The organism is Paenibacillus taichungensis (assembly GCF_013359905.1).
Lineage (GTDB): Bacteria > Bacillota > Bacilli > Paenibacillales > Paenibacillaceae > Paenibacillus > Paenibacillus taichungensis.
The window spans coordinates 1,020,846-1,039,919 of record NZ_JABMCC010000121.1; the positions used below are offsets into that span (position 1 = coordinate 1,020,846).

Genomic DNA, 19,074 nt, shown 5'->3' on the forward strand with positions numbered 1-19,074 from the left:
AAATTAGTTCTAATGGTATATGTAAAATTAGGTCATTTAGTCTATAATCGGTAAACAGATATTTACAATTTAATATTTTTTGTGGTTATTAAGGAGCTGACAGAACTAGTTATGAGTATTACTATAGCAAGACAACAACAACTTGATTATATTGGGTTGACCGCCGGAGATCTACAATTGCTTGCGGATCATCGACCTGCTTTTGAGAAAGTCGTGGACGAAGTGGTGGACCATTTCTACAATCATGTAGGCAATTATCCGAATTTGGTCGATCTGATTGCCCGCTTCTCGTCCATTGACCGTTTGAAGGAAACACAAAAGCTATACTGGTTATCCATGACCGATGGTGTAGTTGATGATGCATACATTGAACAGCGCATTGCAATCGGACTGGTCCATTCCCGCATTGGTTTGTCCGAAGATTATTATCTGGGCACGTATATGGTTTACCTCGATATTGCAACAAGTATATTCCAGCAAGTCATCCCCGAACACTGGCATCTGGTCATCCAGGCTCTTAGTAAAATGTTCAATCTCGATTCACAGCTTGTATTGGAGGCTTACGAGAAGAAGGAAAAGGAAAAATTAAATCAACTCGCTGAAGATCAGCAGCATACGTTGCTGGCCATCACGGAGATTACCCAGCAGTTGACGGGCATGATTAGTGAATTGAATGAAAATGCTCAGGCGATCTCTGATGTGGCCAGAGAAACGGCTGCTTCTCAGGATCAGGCAAATGGATTGTTGGAAGAGCTGACTAAGGAAATTCATCAGATTGGCAAAATGGGTGAGATCATTCGTGAAATCTCGGATCAGAGTCATCTCGTGGGTTTGAATGCCGCCATTGAAGCTGCACATGCAGGAGAATTTGGCCGGGGATTCGAGGTGGTTGCCAGTGAGGTTCGCAAGCTTGCGGCTAGTTCCCGAGAGGCTCAAGGGAAAATTCAGTCGAACTTGGCACAGATCATGAAGAAGCTAGGTAGTGTTCAACAGGAGTCGGAGCACACTGCTTCGGGAGCAAGGCGTCAGGCATCCCGATCAGAAGAGCTTGCGGTTTTTGCTACCACTATGGAGAAACTGGCACTTGATCTCAGGAAATTGGATCATCAGGAATAGGCGTTAATACTGGCTGGAAGCTGTGATACCGTTTCTGGCTGTTTTAAGCTATAATGGGTAGACAAACCTGCCGATGTTATAGTGAATGCAGCCGGAGACAGGGGATTTGAAAGAGGTTGAGGTGATCAGGTGGCTTCTATCCATGATGTGGCCAAAGAGGCGGGCGTATCTGTTGCAACCGTTTCCAAAGTGCTGAACGATTATCCCGATGTAAGTGACAAAACTCGCAAAAAAGTCAATATAGCTATCGAACTATTGAAATATCAACCAAATGTGGTTGCACGTGGACTTGTAAAACGCCGTTCTTGGACGGTAGGTGTGTTGTTGACGGTTCCTTTTACCAATCCGTTTGTATCGGAGCTACTTGAAGGAATCAAAACAGCACTGGAAAACAGTGGATACGATCTTGTTCGCTTATCTACACGTTTTGATGATCCAACATACTCGTTTATTAAACATTGCCGCAGCCGAAATGTAGATGGCGTCGTTGTATTCGGGGAAGGAAGAGACAACAAGAGTCTTCAGGAATTGGTTACTGCGGAGATTCCTACGATGTTCATCGATACCGACTTGTTTGGCAAGCGGGCAGGATACATAACGACGGATAATGCCAATGCCATTGCCATGAGTGTGAAGCATTTGCATGAACTGGGTCACCAGAAAATTGCTTATATTTCAGGTACACTTGGGCCTGCTGTAGCGAATCTTCGACTGGATGGATATCGGGAAGGCTTACGTGTATGCGGCATTCCATATTCTACGGTGTACCTGGAGGTTTGTGACTATTCTTTCGATGGGGGCAGTAAGGCTGCTCGCCGATTGCTTGCATTGAAGGACCAGCCTACGGGGATTGTCTGTGCTTCAGATATGTCTGCTTTTGGTGCGATCCACGAAATTGAGAAGCATGGTTTACGGGTGCCCGAGGATGTATCTGTTGTCGGATTTGATAACACATACTATGCGGAAGTGTTCAAACCAGGGTTGACCACGATTAATCAAAATATTCATTCCATTGGGATCAAATCGATTGAATATCTGATCGCCATGATTGAAAATCCTGCTTATACGCCACCAGTTATTACGGAGCCATCCAATCTGGTGATTCGTCAAACGACTGCACCTGCGCAAGCGTAAAGATCTTCCAACCAGCACAGCCTATGGGCTGTGCTTTTTTGGTATGTCGTTTCATTTTAAGAAATAACGGGGTTCAGAAGTTGCTGAGCAAAGCTGGTAAGAAAAGCTGTTGACTTTTTGCCACACAGACCCTAACAATAAAAGGCAGAATAATACAAAAACTTATGTAATCGCTTACTTTTGCTGATGGATATAGGGAAACTGCAATTGTCATTCAATGGGAAGGGTGATGGTCATGCATCGGGTACTGCTGGTTGATGATGAAGTATATGCTCGCAAAGGACTTCGAAAACTGATCCGCTGGGAAGCATGCGGGTTCGAGGTGGCTGGAGAGGCGAATGATGGGGATGAGGCTTGTACCCGGATTGAAGAGCTGCAGCCAGACGTTGTCATTACGGACATACGTATGCCGGAGACGGATGGACTGGAATTGATCCGGCGTACGGTTGAGCGTGATGAGCAGGTTCTAACCATGCGCAAACAGCCCTATTTTATCATCGTGAGTGGATATAATGATTTTGCTTATGCCCAGCAGGCTGTAAGGTATGGGGTGCAGGATTATATTTTGAAGCCAATTGATGAAATTGAACTGGAAGGGACTTTACGCAAGCTGGCGGAGGAGTTGAATCGTCACAAACATGCTGAACAAACCAGACGTGAGCAGGAATACGTCAGACTAATTGATCAGTTTATCTATGGCGAATCGGAATTGGGAACGCTTGAACAGTGGACTGAACTGACGGGTACATGTGCTGGCGACGCACTGGCATATCTGCTGTTTGAGAATAACACACCACATTTCCGAGTTTCGGATAATGCTCAAGAAGAGGAGCCGGGAGCCAGGAACGGAGAGAATTTTGGCCGGATTGTGCAGTCTGTTCTTGGAATGATGTATGCAAATCGCTCGTATCTTCATGTAAAAGAGCATGGAGAACGTATCGGAGTTCTGTTAACTGCGGAACATCTGCACCCCTATTCAATGAATCTTCATGAGGTTGCCAGGCAGATGCAATCTTGCTTCGCCGAAATGGGTCATGACTCTGTAAGCATATATATCGGAAAGGTTTGTTATGAACCTTTACTTATTGGACATGCCTATCAGACCGCACTCAAGGCTATTTCCTATAAATTCATTTCAGAGAAGAGTGGGATCGTCCTGTATGATGACATGCAGCATGAACCTGTACAGTGGGTGCATACCGATCATGAAAAGGAGCAGGAACTCCTGACACTTATGGAGGAACAACGGGTTGAGGCGTTGGAGAATGCAGTGGGTGAATGGTTCAACGGAATGAGAACGGCCAATTACGCTCCTGTTGCCGTGACGTCAGCAATTCACCAATTGATCTCAGCGGTTCTATCCATTCTGAAATCCGCTGAGGCGAATGTGAAAGAGATACCTTCGTTCAAGCTAATTTTGGCATGGCAAGCAGATCGGGGAACGTTGGCTGAAGCTAAACGGTTGTTGACGGTTTTTATGCTGGATTCAGCACGTAAACTGGCGGAACAGCGTCAGTACAATCACAGGGGAGCCATGACTAAAATCAAACATTATATTGAAGCCAACTACAGCAGCAATATTAGTCTGAGAAGTATTGCCTCCGAATTTTACATGAACCCGGTCTATTTGGGTCAACGCTTCCGCAAGGTGTATGGTGTGTATTTCAATGACTTCCTGCTTCAGCTTCGGATGGAGGAAGCCAAGAAGCTGCTGCGTCAGACGGATATGCGAGTATATGAAATTGCCGAGAGGGTTGGGTTCGGAAGCAGTGACTATTTCGCGACTCAATTTGAGAAAAAGGAATCATGTTCCCCTACGGAATATCGAAATCGCATCCTGGATGAAGGGTAGGGAGATGACACCGTGAAGCTCAACTTTTTTAATAATATCCGCCTACGGGATAAAATGCTGATTTTGTATCTTTTCTTTGTACTCGTACCCGTTATCCTGACGAATGTTATTTTCTATCAGGTGACCATAGCGAACGTGAAATCCCAGCGAATGGCAGACCTCTCCAAAGGAATGGAACAGATTCGAAGTCAATTTATGGGGGAGATTCGCAATGCGGCCGATTTTTCCTCAAGCTTTTATACGGACAGTATATTAAATGACATGCTGGATGTGAATTATACAAATCCGGTTCAGTATATCGAAGCCTATGATTCTTATCTTCGCAAAATCCTGAATACCTATTACTCCGGCTACCGCTCCCTCCAAGGCTTGACGATATATGTGGATAACAAAAGTGTACTGCCTTCCGGGGGAGTTGAGTTTCTGACTGAAGAGGTTCGACAGTCCGAGCCATACAGGCTGCTGGCAAACAGTGAACACTCCGCACCCATTCTGATGAGATCCGGTCCTGAAGGGAATCGGCAGACGTTCAGCATTTTACGCAAACTCAATTATTATGATGCTCTTCCCGGATGGAAGGAAAAGTTCGTACGACTGGATCTGAAGCCGTCGACGATTCGCCAAATTTTCACCAACCTTAACGTTCAGGGCAGCCTGTATCTGATTAATCCGGCTGGACAAATAGACTACTCGACGGATTCTGGTATCCCATGGACCAGTCAACTCTTGAATTATGGCGATGTCATGGATCAACAAAGTAAGAAAGAGTTCGAAATGGCCTATCCATTGTCCGGTGAAATGGAGGGATGGAAAATCAACGGAGTGTTCGATGAATCCGAAATTTATAAGGAATTGGGCAAACCCAGTCACCTTGTTGTTGTACTGGCCTGTATCAATCTGATTCTGCCAACCTGGATCATTATCTGGATGACACGTACAATCCACGTGAGGCTGGCACGAATATTGAAACACATGGAAAAAGTGAAGCATCAGCGATTTGAACCGATCAGACAGCCGGAATCGTCGGACGAAATTGGGCAGCTTACAGCCGAATTCAATCGCATGACGATGACGATCCATCGTTTGATTAACGACGTCTACGTGGCAGACATTCAACATAAAAATTTGGAGTTACAGCGGCGGCATGCCCAATTAAACGCATTACAGAGCCAGATTAATCCACACTTTTTATTCAATGCGCTGGAGACCATCCGCATGCGCAGTCTCATGAAAGATGAGGATGAGACGGCACGAATTATTTATCATATGGCTAAAATTTTTCGGAATGCCCTAACCTGGAATCGGGATAAAGTCAGCATTCAGGAAGAATTGGAGTATGTGACCTGTTTTCTTGAAATCCAGAAATATCGTTTCGGTCACAAGTTGAATTATAGGATTGATTTGGACCCAGAGGCTGCAGATTGTTCCATTCCCAAGATGACATTGTTACCTTTTGTTGAAAATGCCAGCATTCATGGGATCGAACCACTGAAGGAAGGTGGGGAGATTCGGCTTTGTATTCGGCGAACAGGTACAGAACTAATCTGTGTGGTGGAGGATTCCGGGGCAGGTATGACAGAGGAGAAAAGAAAGCAGCTACTTTCTTACGTGGAAACGGAAGATTCAATGGGTGATCGCGTAGGAGTACAGAATGTCATCTATCGTCTGAAGCTGATCTACGATAGTCGGTTCCATATTCAGATCGATAGCGCTCCTAGGACTGGCACACGTGTCGAGATTGGTTTACCCCTCGAAGATTAACCAAATACGTTAAAGTATTAAAGATTATAAGGCAATAATATATAGTTTATCAGGTAAACAAAGTTTGTCATCAACCTTATAATGAGAGTGCTTACATCAGTGGGGGGAGAAAGAGGGGGCGTTCATATTGGTTAACCATATGCTGAAGCGCTGGCTACTGGCAGCATTAGCTTTAACCATGATGACGGCTTGTTCCTGGGGAAGAAGCGAGATTAATCCGGAATCCGGAGCAGTGCGAGGCGGTAAAGAAAGCACAGAGAAAGTGACATTCACCTATTTTAAAGCGGGTTCCGGCAAGGACATCAATACAAATGAAACTACAATCGGTAAAAAGCTGGAGGAACAAACGGGGGTTAATTTCAAAATTGAATACCTTGTAGGTGATATTAATACCAAAATCGGAACGATGATTGCAAGTAATAAGTACCCCGATGTGATGGTCCCGGACGGGGCTATTGACAAAATTGTGGATGCGGGTGCATTTATTCCTCTCAACGATCTGATTGATCAGTATGGCCCCAACATTAAACGGGTGTATGAGTCGTACTACAACCTGATGAAAGAGGAAGATGGCAACATTTATTTTCTGCCCATGAGCGCAGTGGTTGGAGACTATCTGCCTAATCCGAATGTGGATCAAGGTGCATTCTGGATACAGCGGCGTGTATTAAAGGAGACTGGATATCCAAAGATCACAACACTGGATGAATACATGGATCTGATTAAACAATACGCTGACAAATACAAAGATGAAGGATTGACTGGATTCCTGTCATTGACGTATGATGATAAATTTTTTACGATCACTAACCCGGCCATGCATCTTGCAGGTTATCCGAATGATGGAGCCATTATGGTGGATATGCAGGCACAGGAAGCCAAGGACTATGGGCTCACCGAAGAGACCAAACGCTGGATGCAGAAGTTGAATGAAATGAATTCATTAGGGCTATTTGATAAGTCCTCCTTTGTCGATAACTATGACCAGTATCTTGCGAAAGTGACCAGTGGGAAAGTGCTTGGATTCTTTGATTATGCCTGGCAGGTAGGGCAGGAAATGAACAATCTGAAGGAAGCCGGTAATGACGATTTGCGTTATATGGCACTGCCGATTGTGTACGACGCAAACACCAAGGATCAATATACTGATCCGCCGAGCTTTGTTAATAACCGGGGAATTGGCATTACCGTAAGCGCAGAAGATCCTGTCCGTATCATCCAATTCTTCGATAACCTATTAACGGATGAGAATCAAATTCTGTCCAACTGGGGGATCAAAGGAGAGACCTACGAAGTGGATGATAAGGGGCGATTTACGCGCTCTGCGGAAATGATCCAGAAAACAGATTCAGATGAGTTCCGTGAATCTTTCGGATTCAAATATTTTGAGTACAGCTGGCCGCGTTACGGTAATGGTTCGACTCTGCCTGACGGTAATTCTGTCGGTGTAGAACGACAACCCGAAGTTGCCCAATTCTCCTATACGGATGGAGATAAGCTCATTCTGGAGAAGTATGGCGTGGAGACGTTCTCCCAATTGTTTGCTGCGCCAGATGAACGTCCATGGTACCCGGCTTGGAGCATTGCTTTTGATCAAGGTTCCCCAACCCATATCTATGGACAGAAACGTACAGATTTGCAAAAGAAATATGTACCCAAACTAGTCCTCTCCAGTCCGTCTGACTTTAACAAACTCTGGGATGAATATGTGAAGGAATTCAACAAGCTTGATGTGAAGGACTATGAACAGACGATGACCGAAGAAGTTCGCAAGAAGGCAAAATTGGTCCAAGGTGAATAAGGTGGCGAGGAAAGGATGGCGCGGAGGGATAAACGCCTGCAAGGCGCGTGGTGAATGGGAATTCGACAATATTAAACATTCGTTTTATCTGGAAAAAAGTGTTGATTTTCACGTCTGGGACGTTTAGACTATATACATCAATATTAACGGGTTAGAGATGTATGACTTTGGCTTTATAACAAGTCGGTGGTCTCCAGACAAATGATGTGGAGGGAGTGCCTGTCATCCAGACAGCGCACTCGCTTTTTTTTACATTTTGCATACATACAAGGCATTTCCCGGTTGAAAGGACAAAGTGAGTGGAGCACCTACATGGAACGTACAACTTAGAACTGGTTATTTTATCTTACATTATTGCAGCGTTGGCTTCTTATGCAGCGCTTGACCTTGCGGGCCGGGTAAGTCTGGCTAAAGGCATGTCCCGAAATATCTGGCTTACCTGCGGGGCAGTCTCAATGGGTTTGGGAATCTGGTCCATGCATTTTGTGGGCATGCTAGCTTTTGTTCTTCCTATGCATGTGTCGTATTCCACAGGTGAGGTCTTTCTATCCGTTCTGCTTGCAATTATTGCATCTGGTGTAGCGTTAAATATTGCAGGTCAGCAGTCAGGTAAAATAAGCAAACTCCTGATTGCAGGAGTGCTCATGACCGCAGGCATTAGCAGCATGCATTATATTGGAATGGCTGCCATGTCGGTTACCATTACTTATGAACCAGGCATAGTGTTATTATCCATCCTGATCGCAGCTTTAGCTTCATTTGCTGCCTTGTGGCTCATGTTTTTCTTCCGGCAGCATCAGTCACGTTATACATGGGTGTACAAGATGGGCAGCGGACTCATTATGGGGCTGGGCATCTCGGGCATGCATTATACAGGGATGTCAGCTGCACAGTTTCATCATGCACATGATGCAATGGCTGGTTCGGGGATGCAGATTGAACCTTCGCTTCTCGCATATCTGATCGCTGCGGGTACTTTTATTGCCTTGGGGTTGACCTTGTTCGGTATCTTTATTAATCAACGTCTAACTCAGAAGGATCGACGGATTCATGAAAATGAACAGTGGTATCAAGCCCTGTACGAAAACCATTCAGATGCCATTATTTCGGTGGATAAACAAGGGGCTATCAAGGGGATTAATGCTGCAGTCACACGTATTACAGGGTATCAAGAAAGAGAGATCATTCATCATTCTATTGATGAGATTTCAAAGCATGTTGACATTCATTGGGCAAGTGAAATGCATCATGTGGAATGGGATGATGATAGCCGTGAGCAGCAGCATTTCATGGGGAATATGAAAAACGTTCATGGAAACCTGATTGATCTAAGTATCGCTGTAGTGCCTGTACTGATTGATGGTAAACACCAGGGAAGCCACATTCTGATCAAAGATATCACCGAGGAGAAACAGGCTCAGGAAAGCATCCGCCATCAGGCTCTGCATGATCCGCTGACCGGGCTTCCCAATCGACGCAAGCTGGATGATGTGCTGGAGAGCACGATCACGACATCTGGGGCAACAGGAAGTTCATTTGCGGTTATGGTGATGGATATCGATCGTTTCAAAATGATTAATGACTCTCTGGGACATTCCATTGGAGATGTGTTTCTTCGAGAAGTGAGCAGCAGAATCATGAGTGCAATTCAGGATTCAGACCCGAACGCGACGGATAATGTCATGCTTGCCCGTATGGGGGGCGATGAATTTACACTGGTTGTTACGAATGAGCAGGGGAATGAGGAACTGGTCGCTGAACTGGCAGAACGGATTGTTCGAGCGATTCAGCTACCTTATCGATTAAAGGAAAATGACTTTTACGTTACAGCCAGCATTGGAATTGCAATGTATCCGTATCATGGAACAGGAGCGGATGCGTTGTTGAAGCATGCAGACTCTGCCATGTATGAGGTCAAGAAAAATGGCAAGAATGGTTTTCAGTTTTACACGGCCCAGCTGGATTCGGAGCTATATGAACGAATTGAACTGGAAGGGTATTTGCGCAAAGCACTGGAACGGGACGAGCTGGTCCTGTATTATCAACCTCAGATACGTACAGAAGACAGCCGTATGATTGGCGTAGAGGCTTTGATTCGCTGGAATCATCCAGACAAGGGTATTCTGTCTCCGAATGTGTTCATTCCACTGGCAGAAGAGACCGGCTTGATCTATGAGATCGGGAACTGGACACTGCGCGAAGCGTGCAGACAGATGAAACTTTGGCATGCGAGTGGCGGGCCGCTCATTCCGGTATCTGTTAACTTGTCTAGTCAGCAGTTTCATCAATCCAATCTGGTGGAGCAGGTCAAAAATGCACTCACGGAGACGGGCCTTGATGCCCGTTATCTTGAATTGGAAATTACAGAGAGTATGATGATGGATGCATCCGTATCCACAGGTATTCTGAATGAACTTACAGCGCTTGGAGTCAAAATCAGCCTGGATGATTTCGGAACAGGATATAGCTCGCTGAGTTATTTGAAGCATTTTCCAATTCATAAACTGAAGATTGACCGTTCCTTCGTGACGGATATTACGGAGAGCCGAAGTGACCAGGCGATTGTGGCCACGATCATATCAATGGCTCAGAATCTCAAGATGGAAGTGATCGCGGAAGGGATCGAAACGAAAGGACAGTTGGATATTCTGATGCAAAATGATTGCCGCGAAATTCAGGGATATTATTTCAGCCGTCCATTACCGGCAAGTGAAGTGGAGCATGACTTTTTTGTGCCGCTGCGGCTGCATGGAGCTCCAACAATTCTCTAAGTCCAATACTGACAACAGAAAAATGGATTGAAATGCTGAAGCGTTGGAGATGATGGGAATAGTTAGGCACGGGGCTGTAGGCGGTTATAATGTTATTATTTCATGGCTGAGTTGCAACACGGTTGTATGCTATAATTCAGATTAAGGTTCTCATCAGCAGGTTTAGCGATATCATCGAAGGAGGTTGCAAGGGATGAATTTTAGTCTGAAAGCTCCTGATGGCACCGTCATTGAATCCTATGAGAAAGATCATAAGGAATTCATTCGTATTGCCGGCTTGGAATATGAAGTGTATAACCCGGTGGATGAGCTGGATTCTGATCCGGAATTACGACAAATGATTGAAGCATCCGAGAAAGACATCAAGCAAGGCAAGCTGTATTCGACAGATGACCTCATTGAACTGGTGAAGCGTGGTGAGTTGTAATTGATGGTTCAATGGACCGCCACGGCGATGAACCGACTTCGCCAGATCAAGAGCGAACATTTTACAGATCAAGAAACAATGGAATATAAAATGAATCTCATTCGCCGAGTGGAACAGAAAGTGGTCACCATGGGCACATTAATGCCGTCACGTGAGTATCGAAACACATATTACTGTATCGTGGATCAATACGTTGTATCTTACAAAGTGTTGGACAAAGGTGAGCGCTATGTGATAACTTCATTGAAGCACGGTGCAATGAAACGCAATTTAAAATATTGATTTTAACACGTGCCTGATTCTATTGATTTGCAAACTACTATTCACTTAATTGCCAAGCGGCAAGTCCCCGCCATATGCCAGGGACTTGCCGCTTTTTTGTGTTCTTATGATAAAAACTTGCGGTGATGCTTCTTGCCATCATATGTGAACCAGATCGGTTTATCTTCCACCCGTGTTTCTACATGGACGGTACGCCCCCAGAGACGGTACAGATAAGGAAGGGTCCGTTCCATATATTTCAGATCCAGCTCGATGCCCTCGTATTGATGCTTGAGCACGAGTTCTCCTGTTCGCAGATAATCGGCGTCCTGAACGACGAGATACGGAGAACCACCGTTGATGCGTGAAAATACAAGCTGATCCCGTATGTTTTGCCAGGACTTGTCGGTAATTTTCCAGTCCGGGCCCTTTTTCTCGAATACATAGAGGTCGAGGTCTTCGGTTAATTGCTTGGTCATGTAATTGCGGATAAATGAAGTATCGGAATCGAATTCACGCACCTCAAACATTTTGGTACGACCTTGCCCAGGTTGACGTCCAAAACGTTCTCGTTCTTCTTTGGACGGGTTATCCCAGCGACGTTCAATATCCTCGAATATTTTCAGCCCTAAATAGTAGGGATTCAAACTTTGCTTGGATGGCTGCACGACGGAAGAGTTCAGTTTGGCAAATTCAATCGTATCCTCACTGTTCAGGTCGAGCTCCCGTATAATACGTTGATGCCAGTAGGAGGCCCAGCCTTCATTCATAATTTTCGTTTCCATCTGCGGCCAGAAATAGAGCATTTCCTCACGCATCATACTCATAATATCCCGCTGCCAATCCGTCAACACTTCAGAAAATTCCTGGATAAACCACATGACATCCTTTTCCGGTTCTGGTGGAAAGTGATGCACTTGTATTCCTTCCGCAGGTGTTTCCTCGATCCGGGTATCATCAAGGGACCACAAGTCATCATAGCGACCTTCCGGCCTTGGCGTTTTCTCCCCACGCTGCTCCCGCATTTTCATCTCCATATAACGTTGTTTGTCCAAGTGGCGGGGTTTGATCAACTGTGGATCGACATGTTCCTGAATCGCTATAACGGCATCAATGAACGCTTCAACGGCCTCTGTACCATATTCCATCTCATAGTTGCTGATCCGATCAGCCGTCGCTGCCATGCTCTCCACCATATTACGATTCGACTTGGAGAAGCGGGCGTTGTTTTTGAAGAAATCGCAGTGAGCCAGCACGTGTGCGACGATCAGCTTGTTCTGGATCAGCGAGTTGCCATCCAGCAGGAAGGCGTAACAAGGGTTGGAATTGATGACGAGCTCATAAATTTTACTGAGTCCAAAATCATATTGCATCTTCATTTTATGAAAAGTCTTCCCGAAGCTCCAGTGACTGAAGCGGGTCGGCATACCATACGCTCCAAAGGTATAGATGATATCGGCAGGGCATATTTCATAACGCATCGGATAATAATCCAGGCCGAATCCATCGGCAATCTCCATAATCTCGGCAATGGCGTATTCAAGGTCGCGGATTTCATCTGTCATCTTACGCTGCCTCCTTCCCGTTTCTGGAAAAAGCTGCGCAAAGCTTTGTACACTTCGCCTTTTTCTTTGATCACATAATACATGAACTGGTCGATCTTGATATGACGATAGGCGGACATGAGTGTGCTGCTGCGGTTGTACTGGTTCACCTCGCCATATCCAAACATATTGCTGCGCTTCATCAATTCCCCAATCAGTTTGACACACCGCTCATTATCCGAGGTCAGGTTATCTCCGTCCGAGAAATGGAAAGGGTAGATATTGTAGCTGGAAGGTGGATAACGGCTATCAATAATTTCCAGTGCCTTCATATATACAGAGGAGCAGATGGTGCCTCCACTTTCGCCGCGTGTGAAGAATTCTTCCTCGGTCACTTCCTTGGCTTCGGTATGATGGGCGAGGAAAACAATCTCGACCTTCTCATACTGACGGCGGAGGAAGCGGGTCATCCAGAAGAAAAAGCTCCGAGCGCAATATTTCTCAAAGGAGCCCATGGACCCGGAAGTGTCCATCATGGCGATAATGACTGCATTGGACTGTGGAATGATTTTGTCTTCCCACGTCTTGTAACGCAGATCATCCGGACTGATATGGTGAATACCCGGATTGCCGGTAGTGGCGTTGCGACGCAGGTTCTCCAATATGGTGCGTTTCTTGTCAATATTGGACTGCATGCCTTTTTTGCGAATATCGTTGAATACCACTGTATGTGTCTCAATCTGATCCTTGTCTTTTTGCTTCAGATCCGGAAGCTCCAGTTCCGCAAAAAGCATATCTTCCAATTCCTCGATGCTCACCTCGGCTTCAACAATGTCATGCCCGGGTTGATCTCCGGCCTTCTCACCTTTGCCTGGTTTCTTTGAAGCGGGATCACGACCGATGACATCCCCGACCTGACTGTCACCATCTCCCTGCCCCACATGTTTTTGCTTTTGGTAGTTATACACAAAACGGTACTCATCCAGGCTGCGGATTGGTACCTTGATGATTTGTTGTCCATCGGACATAATGATGTTTTCTTCAGTAATCAAATCAGGCAGATTCTGCTTGATGACATCTTTAACCTTTTGCTGATGGCGTTGCTGGTCCTGGTACCCTTTGCGGTGAAGCGACCAATCTTCACGGGATACGACGAACGAGTAAGGCTGGTGTGAATTTGACATGTAGGCACCCCCCATTGATTACGCGGCACAGTTTGGCCTGTCGGTAATTAAGTATATTCACGGGCGGGGACGATATGTGATGCGTGAGTAGATAAAATGATACAATTACGCGAGTTTGCCTTATGGGATCATCTAAAATTGTACAAATCGTCCGGAACTTTTTTACAGAAACGATGAACAAGTGTGACGAACTTCCTTTACAATAGGGACAGGTGTTTACTTGGCATCCCTCAGAGGGATGTGTGTAAAGGAAGGATACCATTTGGATAAAAGGGCAGTTAAGGCATGGATTATGTATGATTGGGCCAACTCGGCCTATGCGACGACGGTACTTGCTGCCGTTCTCCCCGTCTTCTACGCTTCCGTGGCTGCAGCTACACTCGATGCAGATACCGCAGCATCTTATCTGGCATACACCCATTCCATCGGTATGTTATGTGTAGCGCTGTTAACCCCTTTGCTGGGGACATTAGCGGATTTATCGGGACGCAAAGGTGATTTTCTGCGTGTATTCTCAATTATTGGCATCGTCGCAACACTCGGTTTCAGTTTCATTGGGGAGGGAGACTGGCTGCTCGCTTCTGCACTGCTGGTCATTTCGACGATCGGATTTGCAGGTGGAAATACATTCTATGATGCAATGCTACCTGATCTGGTGTCTGCCGATCGAAGAGATATGATCTCCTCCAAAGGCTATGCTTATGGTTATATTGGTGGAGGATTGTTGCTTGCGATCAATATGCTCATGATTCAGCAGCCAGGGTGGTTTGGGATGGCTAGCACACTTGAGGGAACAAGACTTGCTTTTATTTCCGTAGCGTTGTGGTGGTTGGTATTTTCCATTCCTTTATTCCGCCATGCCCCGCGTCGACCTGCTGCACCGGATATGCCCAAGTCATGGAAAGGGTATGCAGGAGTGGGTGTACGCAGACTCGGCCAAACTTTTCGCCAGATACGGCGTTTTCCGCAGCTGATGCGCATGCTGGTTGCTTTCTGGTTTTTCAATGACGGCATTAACACGATTATCTTGATGGCAACGATCTATGGAACAAGCATTGGGATCGGAACAGCAGATCTGATGCTTGCTTTGTTACTGACCCAGTTTATCGGATTTCCTTGCACATTGTTGCTGGGGGCATGGGCACAGCGTTGGGGCGCAAAGCAGGTGTTGATGGTAAGCTTGTCTATTTACATATGCATCGTTATCTTAGGGTATTTCATGACGTCAGCCATCCATTTTTATCTGCTCGCTGGGCTGGTTGGTGTAGTGCAGGGCGTAAGTCAATCGACAGCGCGTTCCTTGTTCAGTAATTTGATACCTGCTGGTAGAACTGGAGAGTATTTTGGATTTGTGAATATTACAGGAAAATTTTCTTCCATTTTTGGGCCGTTTGTATTTGGTTGGGTGGGCCAATTAACAGGGTCAACCCGTTGGGGGATTCTGTCTTTAATTTTCTTTTTCGCTGCGGGGATTGCAGTGCTGGTGACTGTGAAAGTGCAGCAGGGGATGTCGGATGCGATTCAGGCGGATCAGGAAGAAGGGCAGGGCTGGATGCATCTTTCCATTTCGGGAAAAAGCTCAGAGGAAAGATCGACTGGATAAGTGGTTATTAACGTTTTATAGCTAATGTTCATCATTAATAATAGTAGCTCCATGGGCATGTTTATTCGTAAACTGCTCTGGAGCTTTTTCATGTTCATGCAATAGTTACAAATGATGAGGGTCATAGAATAAGTATAAGTGCTTAAACGACAGAAAACAGAATAGAGTGGATAGAAAGATATTATGAAAAGGTGAAAATAAAAGATTGACATGATACATTTTGTATCATAGAGTAAAAGCATGAATACATATCGTATCTAAAGATTGTCGAAAGTACATCATCCATTTTACCTATTCCCATATGGGAATATTAGCGGATATTGATATAAAGAGCTATACCAACTGCATGCTTATTTTAATTTTACAGAGGAGAGGCTGCCATTGGTAGATGTTCATGGTAACGGACTTGTCTTACTACTATGTGTACCTCGCAGTGGAAGTTCGCTATCCACCGTGATGCTGCAAAATCACAGCCGTGTATTTGCCACACAGGAGATGTGGTTTCTGATGAATCTTGTAGATTTACAGAAGGCTGATTCCCGCCCCTATGGTGGAAGTGCCATTATCCGTCAGTTTTACAGCGCTATGGTTTCAGACGAAGGTTTTGAGAAGGCGTGCAGAAGCTTTGCTCTTGAAATCTATAACGGATTTCTGGAGGGGAGCGGGGCAGACTTCATCGTAGATAAATCTCCTCGTTACTATTATATGCTGGAATGGCTTGATCGCCTGTTTCCACAGTCCAAGCGCATTCATCTCCAGCGTAACCCCCTTGCCATAGCTGCTTCCTACAAAAAGGTAAACCGCCATACCGGAGAAGGATTCGAACTGATTCGCAGCTTGCAGAGTCCGAACCTTAATATGAAAGCAGTTGATCTCACATTGGGCATGCTCCGTTTAAATGATTATTTTGCGGACAAACACACGAATGCCTATGAAGTTCAATATGAACAACTTGTCTCCAACCCTCGGGACGAAATGGAAAAGTTATGCGGTTTTCTTGGCATCGGATATGAAGAGGGAATAGAGCAATATGGACGCTTTGTGGACAGTACAAAGTCCAATATGTTCTATAGTATGGGTGTCGGTGATCCGTTTCTATCCTCGCATCAGGAAGCTCATAAAGATTCTGTTAACAACTGGAAAAAAATACTCGATCCACAGGAAGTTGAATTCTATTGCCGGGTGATAGGCACAGATCTATTCCATCGGATGGGCTACAGTGAACAGCTCGAAGAAGCCGAGCAATGGACGGGTGTACGTTACGAAGCTGGCCCGGATGAGGAAGTCATCTCCAAGTTAACGCATCAATTCTCAGAAGCAACGGGCAGCAGCTGGCAGCAAGGTTACCGGATGCAGCCTGTAGACCTAGCGAGCAACACTCCAGATGGAAACAAGGATAATCAGGCAGCGAATGAACCCGATGCAATTGACCCGACACTGGCCGCACTGGCAACGATCAGGCAGTTGGAAGCCGCATTACGTGCAGCCGATAATCGGCTGGAGCGAGGGTACAATGAGCGGGAACGGTTGAAGGTACAGCTTGCGTCTGCTCACAGCAAGATTCAGCGTATCAAATCCTTGATTCCGTTTGGGAACCAGATAAGCGCCTGGGCTTCACAGCGCAAGATACTCCGGGGAGGAAAGTCATGAGCGCTATAGCAGGAATTGTTCACACCGATGGTCAGCAAGCGTTATGGGAGGACAGCTGGCGCTTATATGCCAGTCTGGGCCACGTTCCGGCGGATACAACGGGAGTATGGAAAGGCAATGAAGCTTTTCTAAGCTGCCACGCCCAGTGGATTACGCCGGAGTCGGTCAACGAGCAATTGCCCTTATATGATGAAGTGAGTGGTCTGACTATCACGGCGGATGCCATTTTGGATAATCGGGAGCAGCTGGCAGATCAACTGTCCATATCGAGGGCGGAGTTAGCCGGATTGTCGGATAGTGAACTGATCTTGCGAGCTTATCAGCGGTGGGATGAACATATGGCAGAGAAACTGCTTGGCGATTTCGCTTTCGCAATCTGGGATGATCGCAAGCGTAGACTCTTCGCTGCCAGAGATATTACGGGCATGAGATCCTTTTATTTTCGGCATGATGGTGAGCGGTTTGCCTTCTGTACCTTAATGAATCCGCTGCTGCAATTGGAAGGTGTACATAAAGAACTGGACGAAATCTGGTTGTCCGAATTTCTTGCCATTCCCGACATGCATGACTCAGCAGATATCCATTCGACCGTCTATCGGGGAGTGAGCCAGCTGCCCCCTGCCCATACGCTTAGCTTTAGGGATGGCAGGCTGGAACAGAAACAATATCATCGCTGGGACGAAGTGGAGCCTCTACGGCTCAAGTCCGACGGGGAATATGTAGAAGCATTCCGTGAGGTATTTGGTCAAGCTGTTGGATCGCGTTTGCGAACGCATCGACAGGTGGCTGCTGCTTTAAGCGGAGGACTGGATTCTGGGGCTGTGGTTGGATATGCATCAGGAACTCTGCGGAGTCAAGGGAAAACATTAAATGCCTACAGCTACGTTCCGGTGTCTGATTTTACGGATTACACATCGAAAACACTGTTAGCAGATGAACGCCCGTTTATCCAGTCTACGGTTAATCATGTCGGTAATATCAAGGAGAATTATCTTGATTTTGAGGGTAGAAGCCCACTTAGTGAAGTGGACACCTGGCTTGATATTATGGAAATGCCTTATAAATACTTTGAGAATTCATTCTGGATTCGGGGTTTTTATGAAAAAGCGAGCCAGCAGGATGCAGGCATTCTATTGACTGGAGCGCGGGGCAACTTCACGGTCTCCTGGGGCCCAGCACTAGATTATTACGCCAGTTTGCTAAAAAGCGGACGTTGGTTCCGGTGGCTCCGGGAAATGCAGCAGTACAGTGAACGTACCGGGATGAAGTTCTCACGAATTGCCAAAATTACGGGTCGTAAAGCGTATCCGGAATTGTTCAAATCCATGGCAAAGGGGGCTGCCCAAGCTGCGTCGGTGCAATTAATCCATCCGGAGTTTGCTAGACGAACAGGCGTATTGGAACGGCTCAAATCTATTATTGTTCTGCAAGGTGGTGCTCAGGCAGATGCGCTCAAAGTACGGGCAGAGAAGTTCAACAATCTGGCCATTGCGAACAAAAATGGTGCTGTCGCCACCAAATGCTCTCTACGTTATCGGGCGTGGGAGCGTGATCCTACGAGTGACGCTAGAGTGATCCGTTTCTGTCTGTCAGTCCCGATTGAACAATATGTTAATCAAGGGACGGATCGTGCTTTGATTCGGCGGGCTACATCACCTGAGTTGCCTGACAAAGTTAGGTTAAACCAGCGAGTGCGTGGTGTTCAGCCCGCGGATTGGTTGCACCGCATGATTCCAAATTGGGGCGATTTTACTGCCGAATTGCGTGCGTTATGTTCTGACAGCCGGGTCGCTGGCATATTGAACACAGAGCGAATCAAGTCCGCACTTGCTAATTTTCCAAACCCTCGGCCGGAGCTTGCTTCCCACCCCGACTTGCGGTTGATGATGCATAGCCTGATCGTGTATCGATTCATTCGAAAGTTCTGATGTAGCTAATGGATGTAGCGATATGAACTAGGCTACAGGTTC

At 46.1% G+C, this 19,074-nt stretch carries 13 protein-coding genes; 11 read left to right on the forward strand and 2 right to left on the reverse strand.

Translation table 11 applies throughout. The annotated features are described in order from the left end of the window. The first annotated feature begins 111 nt into the window (after positions 1-111). The 8 genes from HP548_RS32510 (at position 112) to HP548_RS32545 (ending at position 11,144) form a co-directional block, all read left to right on the forward strand. The gene (locus tag HP548_RS32510; protein ID WP_076289876.1) at positions 112-1,116 is read left to right on the forward strand and encodes a globin-coupled sensor protein; all 1,005 of its coding nucleotides are present in this window, start codon (positions 112-114) and stop codon (positions 1,114-1,116) included. Between the two features lie 129 nt (positions 1,117-1,245). Continuing rightward, the gene (locus HP548_RS32515) at positions 1,246-2,250 is read left to right on the forward strand and encodes a LacI family DNA-binding transcriptional regulator (protein WP_076289875.1); all 1,005 of its coding nucleotides are present in this window, start codon (positions 1,246-1,248) and stop codon (positions 2,248-2,250) included. 217 nt (positions 2,251-2,467) lie between these two features. Continuing rightward, positions 2,468-4,102 carry a response regulator gene (locus tag HP548_RS32520; protein WP_175383962.1) on the forward strand — a complete coding sequence of 545 codons (1,635 nt, stop codon included), beginning with the start codon at positions 2,468-2,470 and terminating at the stop codon, positions 4,100-4,102. 12 nt (positions 4,103-4,114) lie between these two features. After that, a complete protein-coding gene (locus HP548_RS32525) occupies positions 4,115-5,863 on the forward strand; it encodes a sensor histidine kinase (protein ID WP_343054964.1) in 1,749 nt (582 codons plus the stop codon). A 139-nt stretch (positions 5,864-6,002) separates the two neighbouring features. Beyond that, positions 6,003-7,664: an ABC transporter substrate-binding protein gene (locus tag HP548_RS32530; protein WP_175384046.1), complete on the forward strand. Its 1,662-nt coding sequence runs from the start codon at positions 6,003-6,005 to the stop codon at positions 7,662-7,664. Between the two features lie 299 nt (positions 7,665-7,963). Beyond that, on the forward strand, positions 7,964-10,435 hold the full coding sequence (locus HP548_RS32535; RefSeq protein WP_175383963.1) for an EAL domain-containing protein: 2,472 nt from the start codon (positions 7,964-7,966) through the stop codon (positions 10,433-10,435). A gap of 193 nt (positions 10,436-10,628) precedes the next feature. After that, the gene (locus HP548_RS32540; protein WP_099854811.1) at positions 10,629-10,862 is read left to right on the forward strand and encodes a hypothetical protein; all 234 of its coding nucleotides are present in this window, start codon (positions 10,629-10,631) and stop codon (positions 10,860-10,862) included. A gap of 3 nt (positions 10,863-10,865) precedes the next feature. Continuing rightward, positions 10,866-11,144 (forward strand): hypothetical protein, encoded by a 279-nt coding sequence (locus HP548_RS32545; protein WP_175383964.1) that lies wholly within the window; start codon positions 10,866-10,868, stop codon positions 11,142-11,144. A gap of 104 nt (positions 11,145-11,248) precedes the next feature. On the opposite strand, the gene HP548_RS32550 is transcribed toward HP548_RS32545, so the two are convergent. Further along, the gene (locus HP548_RS32550; protein ID WP_175383965.1) at positions 11,249-12,688 is read right to left on the reverse strand and encodes a SpoVR family protein; all 1,440 of its coding nucleotides are present in this window, start codon (positions 12,686-12,688) and stop codon (positions 11,249-11,251) included. After that, on the reverse strand, positions 12,685-13,851 hold the full coding sequence (yhbH, locus tag HP548_RS32555; RefSeq protein WP_053780501.1) for a sporulation protein YhbH: 1,167 nt from the start codon (positions 13,849-13,851) through the stop codon (positions 12,685-12,687). The genes HP548_RS32550 and yhbH overlap by 4 nt, the downstream gene beginning before the upstream one ends. Before the next feature lie 262 nt (positions 13,852-14,113). On the opposite strand from yhbH, the gene HP548_RS32560 reads away from it, so the two are divergent. The 3 genes from HP548_RS32560 to HP548_RS32570 all read left to right on the forward strand — a co-directional run bounded on the left by HP548_RS32560 (position 14,114) and on the right by HP548_RS32570 (position 19,032). Beyond that, the gene (locus HP548_RS32560) at positions 14,114-15,454 is read left to right on the forward strand and encodes an MFS transporter (protein ID WP_175383966.1); all 1,341 of its coding nucleotides are present in this window, start codon (positions 14,114-14,116) and stop codon (positions 15,452-15,454) included. 381 nt (positions 15,455-15,835) lie between these two features. After that, positions 15,836-17,104, forward strand: a complete 1,269-nt coding sequence (locus tag HP548_RS32565) for a sulfotransferase family protein (protein ID WP_175383967.1) — start codon at positions 15,836-15,838, stop codon at positions 17,102-17,104. Further along, on the forward strand, positions 17,101-19,032 hold the full coding sequence (locus HP548_RS32570) for an asparagine synthase-related protein (protein WP_099854805.1): 1,932 nt from the start codon (positions 17,101-17,103) through the stop codon (positions 19,030-19,032). The genes HP548_RS32565 and HP548_RS32570 overlap by 4 nt, the downstream gene beginning before the upstream one ends. The last annotated feature ends 42 nt before the right edge of the window (positions 19,033-19,074 follow it).